This window comes from Dyadobacter frigoris, assembly GCF_005280585.1.
Lineage (GTDB): Bacteria > Bacteroidota > Bacteroidia > Cytophagales > Spirosomataceae > Dyadobacter > Dyadobacter frigoris.
Map to the genome: position 1 here is coordinate 501,726 of NZ_SZVO01000002.1, position 12,320 is coordinate 514,045.

Sequence of the window (12,320 nt, forward strand, 5' to 3'; positions counted from 1 at the left end):
CTTTCGGGCTGACTTTGGCTTATTGTCGCCTGCCTTGACGTACTTGTGCTTAATTTTTGGACTATTTGAGATCAATAGGAAAGGTTTGGGATCATTCTAGCCTTTTTAGGGGCACTTTGACCACTTTTTGCCTTTCGTCAAACTCGTAGGTCTGTCCGAAGATGTGTCTGCCCTTTTTGACCGGCTTTAAGATCAGGTAAACAACCCCGTCATCCTTTGTCAATTCCCCCTGACTGATCAGGTATTCATAGCTGGTGACGTTACGGTAGCTGCGGACAGTGTCTTTCAGATTTTCATAATCCTTATACGTACTCATGTAAACGTAAAAGAAAATACCCAGGATCAACGCGCAGACAGCGTACGGAAGGCTCCGCCCAAAACCGTAACGAAAAGCTTCCGGTTTTGAGCTGAAGTGTATCTGTTTGACGGAGCCTTTGAAGGTTTCACTGAGCCTTTTGTTTTCTCTCAGGTTTGCCAGCAGCTGCATATTCATTTTATTAAACTGCACCTGATTGTCCAGCATCGTGATCGCCGTCCAGTCATCCATCTCCATGCCGTAGCGGGCAAGGTAATCTGCCTTGATAAGCAGCAGTTCTTTCTGCTGCAGTGGAGTCTGATCAGTCATAGCGAAAGTTGATATCAAGTTCTCTTATCAGTCTTTTTCTTGGACCACGATCATAATCTTCCAGGGCTAGCCCCTTGCTTACTCCAGAGAGTATTTCTGTACCAACGTATGTCTCCGGTTCAAAGTCACCGAACCTTCGGAAAGTGATGCCCATGTTCTCACAGTTCTCAGCGAGTTCCTTTGCCAGTTCAGGAAACTTACGAAATCCGGTAACACTTTCCCACACCGTAATCTTAAAGTCATCTCTTACAACTTTTACCATTTTAAGCAGATATTCAACCGAAGCATTGTATGCACCCGCGCCACCGATGACAATGTGAAATTCGATGTCCATGTCATCGGCAAATTCTCTCAGAGGCAATTGCACGTCATCAAACTCAATTAATGCCGGAAGCTGCTCGCTTTCCGGTGCACCCAGATCAATGTATACTTCCTGATAACGGCTCCGGGATAGCTTATCCAAATAAACAAAAAGATTGTCCCGCTGAATGGCTGCTCTTTCATTCAAAAGACTTACTGTATCAAGCTTGTCTTCATCTACAAAGCTCAGCTGACGTCTGCTTGTAAACGTAGAGGCATCCATGTCTACAAATAAACAATTCTCTTTGTGATGGTTTTTAAGAGCCATCAGATACATCAGAAGCGATTTACCAACGCCCCCTTTAGACTGGGCAATAAAATGTAGCTTTTTCATAATGAGTCAAGTTTAGATCCTGTGAAAATTGGATTTTTCAATTCTTCCTGGTTTGTCCAGATTTCTTTCTTTACGCTTTTCTTTTCTACCGTATGCTGCTCTTTTTCAGCAGTTTCTGGCTGAGCTGTTTTCCACTGATTGCAATGGGCCCGGATGTATTTGACATCCTGACGGTTTACCAATGCAAAGCCTAGATCGGCATTGATCAGCTCGATGGTAAACCGGGCGGAATGCTGCTGCTGAAAATAGTGTTCGTAATACTCGTATAGTTTCCTGCGCCTTCTGACATCCCTGCTTTCTAAAAGCCGGATGAGCTGCTCTTTGCTTGCTTTCATACCGGCTGGGTTTGAGATGATAGAGACACATCCTGCCAGCCATTCAGTATTTTCCACTGCTGCAGAACATCTTTGAAAAAATACAACCGACCTCCCTGACGGATGTGCGGGATCCTGTTGTGAGCGCATTGGTAGTAAAGCGCATGCTTTGAAATCCCACCCAGAAAGACGCGCGCCTGGCGGGTATCCAGAAGCATAGCGGCGTGTTGTCCGGTGTCCGATGAATTAACCCGGACTAAAATGGTTTCCAAATCGACGACTGTTAGATCCGAAACTTTGGTTTGACTGTTTATCATATTGCAGCTCGTTTTAGTAAAACATGCTGCAAAGTTGATCCGGGCAAATCACAAAAACATTCCCGCAGTTCCGGCGGGAATGAAAAGAACATAAAAGTGAAATTTCAGGCCGGGATCGGCACTATAAATCCCGAATCAGCAACGTACAATCCTGGACATATTTATGCCGCGGCTGGCGGACACTGCAATTAAAAGCATCCTGCTGTTCGGGTTGAAACGCCTTGACAAATGAGTCCCTTGAAATATGATGGGAAAGCCAGCTATCAAAGAGCGCTGCGATTTGTGTAGCCATGAGCTCCTGGGCAATATGTCCTTGTTTGTTGAGCACATAATACAAAGCCGCCAGTTGCAGTCTTGCGCCTCTGCCGGTATTCCGGAATCTGTAAACGCCATCGTTATCTGTTGGAGCGATCCACTGTTCCCGCGTTAGAACTGAAATCAACCGCTCGAATTTCTGCCGCTTCTCTCTCTGGTCTGCACCGGAAAGTACCTGACAGAAATGTTCATACGCAGACTTTTTCGAAGATTTTACAGCCATTGGCTGAGTTGATGCTGATAGAAAAGGTGCAATTGCCGTTTCTAACTCCAACTTCCATTGGTTACAATCGATATCTGAGGGCGGCTGGATTCCGGATGGTAATGCTTCAAGCCATCTGTAAATTTCAAGAATTGTCTGCTTTTTGGCTTCCCAGGAGCTGTAATCCTTTCGGGCCAGAAGCTGATCAAAGATCTGGCGGTTATTTTTAAGAAGAAAATACATTCTTTTCCTTACCATCTCGATCCGCTCTCTTTTGAAAGCTGTTAGATACCAGAGGTTCAGGGGTTTTTCCAGATACCTTTCATAATCATCCAGGTAATTTTCGGTATCATCATAAATCGAGAATATATACCGATTATGGTAAAGAATAAGCATCCTGTTCAGACAGGTGAGCTCATTTTGATAAAATACCCCGGTAAATTCCTCTGACAGGTACTTAAGTAAGGGATACTGTAAATTTGAATGTAGGTTCATCTCTCTCTCCGTTTTCGTTCTACACAATTAACCTATACAATGCCTGTTAAAAAAAACTTTGTACCAAATTTAAAAAAGCAGGTAGAGATTACTGCAACCTAGTTAAAAACCAAATAGGTGACGACCTCTAAGAATGATGAAAAAATTGGATACGAAATATGGAGTCTTGGCATTCCGTTGTAACTAATCGCGTAGCGCATCAAATTTACTAACTCATAATCAGTAGGTTCCTGGCTCGATTCCAGGTAGGGACACTTTAAAATCAATAACTTAGCGAATTTCACTAGATCCTTTTTCTTTTTTGTGCAATACAAATTTGTTTATTAGCCTGGTTGCAAGTGAGAGCATTGATGTATTTTCATTCACGAGCATTTTCTACAACTTGTTGATAAACTTCACTTGAATAGTTGATAGGTAGGAGAATTGAATGCAATACCTCAATAATCTCATCCAATCATCGTAAAAATTTTCCTTCTCGGATTTCACCTAAGCCCTGACAACTAACAGATATAAGCACTGATTTTAATTCCTCATTATTTCGATTTGTTCGCTGAACACGAACAAACGAGTAAAACGAACATATGTTTAACAGATTTCCTGATGCGTGCTATGGAGAAATTCGGACCTGTATGACGATTTTGTGTCTATGTATCCATCTAGTTTAAAATAAGGGGAGAAGCATTTAATCTACTTGATGAAAGATTGCTTTTTGTGAGACAACTACCATATTATCTTCTGTTCAGTCCGGCGCTTTAATGGCTAACACCGCAATCTATTATTGTTTCAGTTTACTAGTAAATTTCCTTTGACACACAGTGCCAGTTAACAGCTTTGCTGTAAATGTTATGATGATAATCTAGTAGTCTAACATTATCATATTTTATATGTTGAATCTTTTACTTAGATAAATTTTAAGGTCAAACCAACTAGCTAACATTAAAATAATTCGTTTTTAATGTTTGGTCATATTAAGTAGACTTGTCACCGACGCCACTAGCACATCCAGGAAATTTTTAGAAAAATACGTTCTATCCGGTCTAAATAGCTACGCTGGGCATTACGTATTACCGTGATTTTTTCAGAAAATTGAAAGCAAATCGTTTAAAAGAATCCCTGCTTAGGATCAAATCCATTTTCCCAGTAAACATTCCGTCACAAATCTTGTCAATATTTGTGACAAGAAATCAATTATCATGGCGACATTAGGCACTGAGAAACAGATAGAAAGAATAGTTAAGGCAAAACATCGGGGTTCGCTTATGTTCCCCGAAGATTTCTCCTCATATGGTTCATCTGAAGCTGTAAGAAAAGCGCTGGAACGCTAGGAGGATAAAAATGTGCTTGTACGGGTGGCCCAGGGAATTTATGTAAGGCCCAAAGAAAGCCCCTTAATTGGAGCTGTGATCCCAACTGCAAGAGGAGGTCGCGGAGGCAATTGCAAAAAGAGATAAAGTAAGAACAGTCCCCAGCGGGAGCTATGCACTGAATGCCCTTGGATTAAGTACGCAGATTCCAATGAAGATTGTTCCTTTAACCGATGGGTCCCCCCGCGAAATCAAAGTGGGCAGGCGAACCATTAAGTTTAAAAAGGTTTCGCCTAAGAATCTTCTTGCAAAGGGGAAAGTTAGCAGGCTGGCAATTCAGGCACTGAAAGAACTGGGCAAGGAAAATATCAGTGAGCATGAAGAAAAAATGATTTTAAAGATGTTGCATACAGAAGATAAAGCTACCCTTAAACAGGGTATTGCTTTGGCTCCGGTATGGATTCAGAAAATAATGAGTAAAGCTTTGCACGATGTCGAGAAGTAATTTTAATGGTTTAAAAGCCGAGAAAAAAAAGGCAATTTTCGACACCATCAGTAATGAAACCGGAATGCCGGCATTCGCGGTTGAAAAAGATTAGTGGGTAACAGAAACACTGGCGATCATCTTCGAAATGAGCGTCAGCGATCACCTTGTCTTTAACGGGGGTACATCTCTAAGCAAGGCCTTAATGTCAGCATAATCAATATCAGAGTAATTTTTCCCTGTTGATCCTGTTAATCTGTTTACGCCCTCGTAACTATTATAATCCCCTTGGTAAAACGATTTTCTCCCTTGCCTCGCCATTCCTCTGAACTAATGGAGTCAGTATCAACCGATCTTGTGAAAGGTTGCTCGTTGCCAGGGAATCAGGAGCTATCCTCCCTTAATTTAAAGTATGCAGAAGCTCACCCAAATAGGTACTGCGCTTTCAAAAAAGTTAAGATCTCTGGGGTATACGATCATTGAAAGTTATCCGGGCGACGCACAGGATATCCTTGGAATTCCCAGAAAAAACAAAGGCATTGGCCTGCCTATAACAGGATTGACCAATTCCGGCAACTTGGGTAATTATATACAGGGAAATGCATCATAAAAATAATTTTAAATAATATTTTATTTTTGAACAGTGCTCAATACATTTGTTAGGATTAACAACAACGCACATGAGTATAGCAGAACGCAAACAGAAAGAGAAACAGGAAATGAGCAAGCTGATACTGGATGGGGCCAGAAAGATTTTTCTGGAAAAAGGCTACGAACATACCAGCATGCGCAATATTGCGAATGAAATTAATTATAGTCCGGGATCGCTGTATTTTTATTATAAGGATAAATCGGAAATCTTCCATGAATTGCATGAGGAAGGTTTTCATATATTGATGGGCCGTTTAAAAGTACTCGCCAAAGTCGCGGATCCATTTGAAAGGCTCAAAGCTATTGGCTTGATATTCATTGACTTTGCACAGGATCACAGGGATTATTATAATCTAATGTTCATTGTGGATGAACGTGTTCAACCTGCCAAACCAGGCTTTCAAATTGCTCAGGTGGCAATAAGTTATCTCGCAGGAGTGCTGGAAGAATGCCAGGCGAAAGGCCGCTTTAAAGGTATGGATCTGGAATACCTGACATTCATGTTCCTTTCTTCTGTACACGGAATTTGCGCACTCTTTTGTAAAGATCGTACCAGTAGTTTTATTAATAAGACAAACGAGGAATTGATGCTAAATGGATATGACTGCTTTTTAGCCCTGCTCGAAAGGGGATAATTTTTCTTCAAATATTGAACAGTGTATAAAAATAATATACTGTAATGGTATTGATATAAATCAAGATATTAATTGATTTTCTATACATTTTTTTTAATTATTGAACAGTGTTTAAATTTATAACATCATTTAAAAATGAGAATAAAAAAGTTAATTTTTCGATTGGCATGTACCGGGGCCTACGGACTGCTTTTTACGATGCCCGCCAAAGCCCAGGCGACGTTGGACAACTACATAGAGTACGGGCTTAAATCAAATCAGAGCATACAACAGCAGAAGTTCATTTTAGAAAAGAACTTGTATGCCTTGCAGGAGGCTAAGTCGATGTTCCTGCCGGACGTTTCATTCGGCGGATCTTATACCAAAACACATGGCGGACGGACTATTGATTTGCCATTGGGCGACCTGCTTAATAATGCTTATTCGTCCCTGAACAAATTAACCGGAAGCGGCGCTTTTCCACAGGTACAGAATCAGCATATCCTGATCAACCCCGATAATTTTTATGATACCAGGTTCCGAATTACTTATCCTATCCTTAATGCGGAACTGATTTATAACAAAAAAATTAAAGGACAACAGGTCGGTTTGCAGAAAGAAGAAGTGTCGCTTTATAAACGGGAGCTGGTCAAGAACATTAAAGCAGCTTATTACCAATATTTAAAAGCTGTATACGCCTCCGATATATATATATCTTCCCTTACGCTGGTAAAGGAGGAGTTGCGGGTTAACGCCTCCTTGCTAAAAAATGATAAAGTTAACAGGACAGTCGTTCTGCGTAGCGAGAATGAGGTTTCACGCATCAGCGCGTCACTTACTACCTCGCAAAAGGCCAGAGACTCCGCCAGAGATTACTTCAATTTCCTTTTAAACAGACCGCTGACCGATAGCATTATGGTGGATTCTAGTTTTTCCAAACCTCCGGTCGATAGTTTTTCAGATCAAGGTGTCAATCAAAGAGAAGAACTATCCAAATTAAGTATCGTGTCTGATATAAACCAAAATCTGACAGGTTTGGCAAAATCTTATATCATACCCAAAATTGGCACATCGCTGAATCTTGGCTCTCAGGCCTTTGACTGGAAATTTAATGGAAGTAGCAGGTATTATCTCTTTGGAGTAAATCTGGAATGGAACCTGTTTGCTTTTGGTAAAAATACGCATAGAATCAATCAGACCATCGCAGACCAGCAAAGTATTGGAGCGCAGAGTGAATACGTCAGACTACAACTTGAAACGGAATTGGATGTACGCAAGAACAGCTTAATCAGCTCAATTGCGCAATACGCTGCCGCCGTAACCCAGGTTAAGACAGCACAAACTTATTACGATGATGAATTAAAACTCTACAAAGAAGGTCTGGCGATTTATATCGAGTTATTGGATGCACAGAACCAATTGATTGATTCCCGTCTGCGGATGAATATTTCGTTGTACGACACCTGGATCGCACATGCAGAGATTGAACGTGCCACAGCTGGTTTTCCCATTAAATAATCACTAATCATTAACTGATTCAAAAATGAAAAAAATAATCCTAATCTGTCCGACTTTAATTGTTTTTTCAATGCTTGTAATCTCATGTGGAGACAAAAAAAACGAAAGCAAAAATCAGATTGAAGCGAATATTATCCCGGTAAGAATTGCAGCCATATCCTCCCTGAGCCTGCCCGATACTGTTAGTGCAACAGGGCTTGTCACTACGGAGAATACGGCACAATATTCTTTTAAAATCGGCGGTGTAATCAATAAAATATTTGTGAATGAAGGTCAGTTTTTTCGTAAGGGAACGGTACTGGCTACGCTTAATTCAACAGAAATTAATGCCGGTCTTTCCCAATCCGGTTTAAATGTTGAAAAAGCTCAGCGAGATTACAGGCGAGCGGCAAATTTATATAAAGACAGTGTTTATACCCTTGAACAGCTGCAAAATACAAAAACTGCTTTAGATGTTGCCCAGCACGCCAAAGAGGCAGTAGCATTCAATGAGCGGTATTCCAGAATTTATGCAGCAGCTGATGGTTTTGTTGCCCAGAAAATGGCTAACGAGGGAGAGGTTGCCGCGCCCGGAACTCCTGTATTATTAATCAATGAAGCCAAGGGTAATAGTAATTATGAACTGAAGGTCGGTGTCACAGACAAAGAATGGGCAGCGGTCAGCCCGGGGCAGAAAGCCATTGTTACTCTTGATGGCTATCCAGGTGAGCATTTTAATGCCTCTGTATTTCGCAAATCGCAGGCTTCGGATAAAGCCGTAGGATCTTTTCAAATTGAACTGAAGATCGCTCTTAACAAAACCCATCCCGCAGTGGGTATGTTCGGTAAGGCAGTTATACAAACAGGCAAAGCTGACAATGTGTTGGTCATACCCTATGACGCGCTTGTGGAAATTGATGGTGACAAAGCATTTGTATTTGTACCAGCAGGAAAGAATTCGGTTAAACGCAAACCTGTATCGATTTCGGGTTTTGACAACCGCGGAGCCTATATCCGTTCGGGGCTGGGAATTACAGATTCAATCATCGTATCCAATAGTGCTTTTCTGAACGAACAGTCCGTTATTAAGATCACCCGTTAATTTTTTAAAAGATGAAACTAACAAATTTTGCCGTAAAAAATTATCAATTCACATTGGTAATCTTCCTTCTGGTTGCAGTGGTAGGTTTTCTGACTTTGTTGACTATGCCCCGGTCGGAAGATCCCTCGACCCATCCCCCGGAATTCCTGATTACTGTTATTGATCCTGGCACAAGTCCCAAGGACCTTCAGGATCAGGTAGTCAAACCCATTGAAAACAAGGTCTTTCAAATGGATGATATAGAAAAAATGTTAACGACCATCGAAGATGGTGTTGCAGTCATACAACCCAAATTCAGATATGGTGTGGATGTAGACAATAAATACCAGGAACTTTCCACGGAAGTAAATGCGCTGAGAAATGGCGGATTATCCAAAAATATACGGTTAATCAAAGTCGAAAAAATATCGGCTTCCGATGTGAATATTATTCAAGTCGCATTAATTTCAGACAATGCGCCTATGAAAGTATTGAAAGACCAAGCTGATATACTGAAAACGCTTTTAGAAAAATTAACCAAATTAAAAGAAGTCGATTATGCCGGTGCGCCGGAACAGCAGATCAGAGTGGATATACAAGTCGATAAACTGGCTCAACTGAATATTCCTATGGCCGTTGTCATTGGAAGCCTCCAAAGTGAAGCCGAAGATTTGTCCGGTGGAAGCATTCACATGGATACCAAGGTTTTTAATGTAAAAACCAGTGGTAAATTTAAAAATGCGGATGACGTTGGCAATACCGTTATCTATAACGGAAATGGTAAAATTGTCTATTTAAAAGATGTGGCTACTGTGGACTACAAGGCGGAAACAGTAACACACATCACGCGGATTAACGGACACCGCTGTGTTCTGGTTAATGCCCAACTCAAGGATGGAATAAACATTGCATCGGTCATGGAAGAGTACCAGCCGATTCTGGATGAGTTCCAAACCAGTCTTCCTGCAAACATCAGGATGGTCAAGAACTTTGACCAGGCCAATATGGTTTCGCAGCGTCTGGGCCATTTGGGGTTTGACTTTACGTTGGCAATTGTATTGGTTCTCATTACGCTCTTGCCTTTAGGAATAAGAGCATCTCTCATGGTGATGATTGCCATTCCGTTGTCATTGGCACTTGGCCTGATCGTGATGAATTTATGCGGTTTCTCTTTGAATCAATTAAGCATAGTCGGGCTCGTGGTCGCCCTGGGTTTATTGGTAGATGACAGCATCGTGGTTGTGGAAAACATAGAACGGTGGTTAAGGGAGGGTCATTCCAAAATGGATGCGGTATTGAAAGGCACTAAGCAAATCGGGAATGCAGTTATTGGCTGTACCGCAACTTTGGTGATTGCTTTTATCCCATTGGCCCTTTTACCCGACAGTGCAGGGGAATTCGTACGAAGTTTACCTATGGCAATCATTACCAGTGTTTTGGCATCTATGGTAGTGGCCTTAACACTGGTCCCCTTTCTAGGAAGCATCATGCTGAAAACGCATTCTCACGGTGAAGGAAATATCTTTTTGCAATACCTGCAGAAATTTTTGAACCGCTCTTACAAGCACGTCATGCCGGCAGCATTAAAATGGCCTAAAACAACAATACTGCTTTCTGTAATGATCAGTATTGCTGGTTTTATGATGTTTGGGAAAGCAGGTTTTAAATTGTTTCCAACCTCTGAAAAACCAATGTTTCTGATTAATCTTAAAATGCCTTTACAGGCAAATATTGAAGAAAGCAACCGGGCAGCAAAACTTGTGGAAAAAGAATTAAAGAACTACAAAGAGATCGCCTATTATACAACAAATGTTGGAAAGGGAAATCCACAGGTATATTACAATGTTCATCAACAGGACATTAAGCCAGATTTCGCTCAGGTTTTGGTCCAACTTTCAGACCATGCCACGCCTGTTGAAAAGACTGCGCTGATCAGGATACTAAGGGCTAAATTTAAATCTTTTCCTTATGCGAAGATTGAAGTAAAGGATTTTGAACAGGGGCCACCGATAGAGGCCAATATTGTTGTCCGACTATTTGGCGATGATCTGAATGTGATACGAGGCCTTTCTTTTAAAGTAGATAGCATTTTGCGAAAACATCCGGGTACAGAATATGTAAATAACGAGTTGACAACTTATAAAACCGATGTAAGAATTGCTATTAACAAGGAAAAAGCCCACACGCTTGGTGTACTCACAGGGGATATCGATAACACAGTGAGAATGGCGGTAGCCGGGCTTGCAGTGGGTGATTATATTGATGACCGCGGGGATACCCGTAGTGTTGTTGTCACGGTGAACCGGGATAAGTATCCAAATCTGGATGTGTTTAAAAACCTGTACATTAATAATACCCAGGGTGTTCCCGTAGCCTTAAATCAGATCGCGACGATTTCATTCGAAACTTCGCCTACAGCAATCAATCATTTTAATAAGTCAAAATTTGCAAAAGTTACCTCCTTAACGAAGGAACATGTACTGGCCAATGATATCCTCAAAGATGTTATTCCTCAACTGAACGAGCTAAAAATGCCGCCTGGCTATTATTACAAATTATCTGGTGAAAAAGAAACAGAAGGAGATACGCTGGGAGGGAATTTTCTTTCTGTTATCATCCTGAGCAATTTCCTTTTTATAGGCGTGCTGCTTTTGCAGTTCAAAACTTTCAAAGGTATAATCATTGTGCTTTCCATTATTCCATTGGGAATTTTCGGGGGTGTCGTTGCACTGTTGATGACCGGATATCCGATATCCCTTGTATCTATTATCGGATTCATAGGACTTTCCGGAATTCAGGTAAAAAACTCTCTTTTGTTGGTTGATTTTACCAATCAATTGCGTTTAGAGGGGCATAGTATTGAGAAGTCCATCGCCATAGCAGGTGAGACGCGGTTTCTACCGGTTGTATTAACTTCGATCACTGCAATCTGTGGGCTGATTCCTCTGGCATTTAATCCTAATCCACAGATCGCGCCGTTGGCGATTGTATTGATTGGAGGGTTAACCAGTTCAACTATTTTATCACGGATCGTAACCCCTGTGATGTATAAATTAATTCCACCAAGCCTAGAGAACAACGAAGAATACATAGAAGGTAATAATGAGATTTTGCAAGCCGAAGCAGAACCCGCTTAAACCCTTTTTTGACACAAACGAAACACTATTGATAGCGTAATGTCACATGAAGAATGCAGCCCTTTAAATTTTTAACGGGCTGCATTTTGTTTTAATGAGGAGGTATCATTTTCAAATCCCATCATATCCCTGAATCACAAGGCCTTCTGGAATACAGCTTATTTAAGTGCATAGCAATTATATGCGATGAGAATTTAGAAATCTTACGGAAAGAAATCATTGTCGTTACATGTCACTAATTTAAATGCTGAGGGTATGGACCGCCCGTCCCGGGCTGGAGATTTCGTAGCAACCTGTTTACCTTAGACCAGAAGGCTTAATCAGATTATCAGAGGATGGGCAAAATACTTATTAAAATTCTGCCGGTTTCGAATTGAAAGCCATAGATCAGTGCAAGGTTTTGCGTGCCCGCAGAAAGCGGAAAAGAGCACTGCAGAAGAGCAGCTTGTCAGGAATACTCTGACCAACGAAATGAAGAAGGGACAGTCAGTTTTCCAGCCCCTTCTTCAAAAATCGTTTTTGAGCAATCCCTAAAAACTTAACCATCAGATCTAGTGTTGGTTATAACAGATCAATGCTTGCAGCGTTTG

The 12,320-nt window shown here is 41.2% G+C and carries 11 protein-coding genes and 1 pseudogene; 7 read left to right on the forward strand and 5 right to left on the reverse strand.

The window, feature by feature from the left end; all coding sequences use genetic code 11:
• Window positions 1-91: 91 nt before the first annotated feature.
• The 5 genes from FDK13_RS05775 to FDK13_RS05795 all read right to left on the reverse strand — a co-directional run bounded on the left by FDK13_RS05775 (window position 92) and on the right by FDK13_RS05795 (window position 2,962).
• On the reverse strand, window positions 92-625 hold the full coding sequence (locus FDK13_RS05775; RefSeq protein WP_137339035.1) for a hypothetical protein: 534 nt from the start codon (window positions 623-625) through the stop codon (window positions 92-94).
• The gene (locus FDK13_RS05780; protein ID WP_170982718.1) at window positions 618-1,319 is read right to left on the reverse strand and encodes a P-loop NTPase family protein; all 702 of its coding nucleotides are present in this window, start codon (window positions 1,317-1,319) and stop codon (window positions 618-620) included. Before FDK13_RS05780 ends, FDK13_RS05775 begins: the two co-directional genes overlap by 8 nt.
• Entirely contained in the window at window positions 1,316-1,654 is a 339-nt protein-coding gene (locus tag FDK13_RS05785; protein ID WP_137339037.1) for a hypothetical protein, read from the reverse strand. The genes FDK13_RS05780 and FDK13_RS05785 overlap by 4 nt, the downstream gene beginning before the upstream one ends.
• Entirely contained in the window at window positions 1,651-1,950 is a 300-nt protein-coding gene (locus FDK13_RS05790; protein WP_137339038.1) for a helix-turn-helix domain-containing protein, read from the reverse strand. Before FDK13_RS05790 ends, FDK13_RS05785 begins: the two co-directional genes overlap by 4 nt.
• Before the next feature lie 121 nt (window positions 1,951-2,071).
• Entirely contained in the window at window positions 2,072-2,962 is an 891-nt protein-coding gene (locus tag FDK13_RS05795; RefSeq protein WP_137339039.1) for a hypothetical protein, read from the reverse strand.
• Between the two features lie 1,193 nt (window positions 2,963-4,155).
• Here FDK13_RS05795 and FDK13_RS36550 point away from each other — a divergent pair.
• The 7 genes and pseudogenes from FDK13_RS36550 (at window position 4,156) to FDK13_RS05825 (ending at window position 11,730) form a co-directional block, all read left to right on the forward strand.
• Window positions 4,156-4,413: pseudogene (locus tag FDK13_RS36550) on the forward strand (DUF6088 family protein).
• Window positions 4,373-4,771: a DUF6088 family protein gene (locus FDK13_RS35780; RefSeq protein WP_220417330.1), complete on the forward strand. Its 399-nt coding sequence runs from the start codon at window positions 4,373-4,375 to the stop codon at window positions 4,769-4,771. The pseudogene FDK13_RS36550 and the gene FDK13_RS35780 overlap by 41 nt, the downstream one beginning before the upstream one ends.
• A 391-nt stretch (window positions 4,772-5,162) precedes the next feature.
• The gene (locus FDK13_RS05805) at window positions 5,163-5,360 is read left to right on the forward strand and encodes a hypothetical protein (RefSeq protein WP_137339040.1); all 198 of its coding nucleotides are present in this window, start codon (window positions 5,163-5,165) and stop codon (window positions 5,358-5,360) included.
• A 70-nt stretch (window positions 5,361-5,430) separates the two neighbouring features.
• Complete coding sequence (locus FDK13_RS05810; protein ID WP_137339041.1) at window positions 5,431-6,036, forward strand: TetR/AcrR family transcriptional regulator; 606 nt, start codon at window positions 5,431-5,433, stop codon at window positions 6,034-6,036.
• Window positions 6,037-6,171: 135 nt separating this feature from the next.
• Window positions 6,172-7,533, forward strand: coding sequence for a TolC family protein (locus FDK13_RS05815; RefSeq protein ID WP_137339042.1), 1,362 nt, complete (start codon window positions 6,172-6,174; stop codon window positions 7,531-7,533).
• A 25-nt stretch (window positions 7,534-7,558) separates the two neighbouring features.
• Window positions 7,559-8,614, forward strand: a complete 1,056-nt coding sequence (locus tag FDK13_RS05820; RefSeq protein ID WP_137339043.1) for an efflux RND transporter periplasmic adaptor subunit — start codon at window positions 7,559-7,561, stop codon at window positions 8,612-8,614.
• A gap of 11 nt (window positions 8,615-8,625) precedes the next feature.
• Window positions 8,626-11,730 carry an efflux RND transporter permease subunit gene (locus FDK13_RS05825; protein WP_137339044.1) on the forward strand — a complete coding sequence of 1,035 codons (3,105 nt, stop codon included), beginning with the start codon at window positions 8,626-8,628 and terminating at the stop codon, window positions 11,728-11,730.
• Window positions 11,731-12,320 lie beyond the last annotated feature (590 nt).

What these genes read in the sequence shown, in the direction of transcription:
- FDK13_RS05780 (WP_170982718.1), bottom strand. Translation starts at nt 1,319, where the DNA reads ATGAAAAAGCTACATTTTATTGCCCAGTCTAAAGGGGGCGTTGGTAAA.
- FDK13_RS05820 (WP_137339043.1), top strand. Translation starts at nt 7,559, where the DNA reads ATGAAAAAAATAATCCTAATCTGTCCGACTTTAATTGTTTTTTCAATG.
- FDK13_RS05785 (WP_137339037.1), bottom strand. Translation starts at nt 1,654, where the DNA reads ATGAAAGCAAGCAAAGAGCAGCTCATCCGGCTTTTAGAAAGCAGGGAT.
- FDK13_RS05790 (WP_137339038.1), bottom strand. Translation starts at nt 1,950, where the DNA reads ATGATAAACAGTCAAACCAAAGTTTCGGATCTAACAGTCGTCGATTTG.
- FDK13_RS05825 (WP_137339044.1), top strand. Translation starts at nt 8,626, where the DNA reads ATGAAACTAACAAATTTTGCCGTAAAAAATTATCAATTCACATTGGTA.
- FDK13_RS05810 (WP_137339041.1), top strand. Translation starts at nt 5,431, where the DNA reads ATGAGTATAGCAGAACGCAAACAGAAAGAGAAACAGGAAATGAGCAAG.
- FDK13_RS05775 (WP_137339035.1), bottom strand. Translation starts at nt 625, where the DNA reads ATGACTGATCAGACTCCACTGCAGCAGAAAGAACTGCTGCTTATCAAG.
- FDK13_RS05815 (WP_137339042.1), top strand. Translation starts at nt 6,172, where the DNA reads ATGAGAATAAAAAAGTTAATTTTTCGATTGGCATGTACCGGGGCCTAC.
- FDK13_RS05795 (WP_137339039.1), bottom strand. Translation starts at nt 2,962, where the DNA reads ATGAACCTACATTCAAATTTACAGTATCCCTTACTTAAGTACCTGTCA.
- FDK13_RS05805 (WP_137339040.1), top strand. Translation starts at nt 5,163, where the DNA reads ATGCAGAAGCTCACCCAAATAGGTACTGCGCTTTCAAAAAAGTTAAGA.